Here is a 985-nt window from a genome sequence, read left to right as displayed (position 1 = left end):
GGTGAAGCTTGCTTCTGAATTGCATCGCCGTTCGACCGGACGCTCCTTCTATATCCTGGATGAACCGACTACCGGGCTCCATGTCCATGACATTGCAAGGCTGCTTGAGGTGCTGCAGCGCCTGGTTGACAACGGTGATACCGTTTTAGTGATTGAGCATAACCTTGATGTCATCAAAACGGCGGACCATATCATTGACCTGGGACCGGAAGGCGGGGACAAGGGCGGAACGATTGTCACCTATGGTACACCTGAGAAAATATGTGAGGTTTCCGAATCATACACGGGCAAATATTTAAAGCCAGTATTGACGCGTGACCAAATCCGCATGGAAAACTTGATCGAGGCAAAAGAACAAGAGCATGAACATGCATGAAAGGGAGCGAGCCATCAGGCTTGCTCCCCTTTTGTTTTGGGAAGAACCGGCCCAAGATCAACCTCGCCATGATCTTCGCGTTTTCCTGCAGGCTACCTGTTATTTTGTAGAAAAATGAAAGTCAGCATTTAATCAATCATTTGATTAAATGCTGGGAAAGCGGAATATTTCCGGGGGAATATCATGTTTTCCGTTTCGGAAAATGTCAGTTCACTTTGTCGAATGATGGTAAAAACAGTATTTATGAAACTTTTTAGATATCTAGGCGTATGTATGAATAAAATGATAGAAGAAAGTGAGGAATGTTCATGCAGGAGGAAAGAAAGAAGATTCTAGAAATGATTCAGGATGGAAAGCTATCCGCGGACGAAGCCATGGGCCTATTGGAAGAATTGGAGAAAGCCAGTCAGGAAAGTGAAGCAAAAGGGCAGGTACTGCAAAATGAATTATCGACTGTAGTCGTGGAAAAGAAAAGTGAAGGAAGCACTCAGGATACATTCAAGAAGAATATCCAGTCATCGAAAGATAAGATTCTTGATTTCGTTGAGAGTGCTTTTAAGAAAATCAAAGATACCGACCTTGATTTCAACTTCGGCAAATCAGTGGAAG

General features: G+C 43.7%; 1 protein-coding gene and 1 pseudogene. Both read left to right on the top strand.

From position 1 onward, the window contains the following. A pseudogene (locus tag CVN76_RS00860) lies at nt 1-376 on the top strand (excinuclease ABC subunit UvrA); the annotation flags it as partial. A 308-nt stretch (nt 377-684) separates the two neighbouring features. Then, a partial coding sequence (locus CVN76_RS00855) for an SHOCT-like domain-containing protein (protein WP_442857522.1) occupies nt 685-985 on the top strand: 301 nt, incomplete at its 3' end.

It is taken from the genome of Bacillus sp. mrc49, from assembly GCF_002803435.1.
Note: the sequence above shows the minus strand (reverse complement) of the source record. Positions and strands in the feature narration are given on the sequence as shown.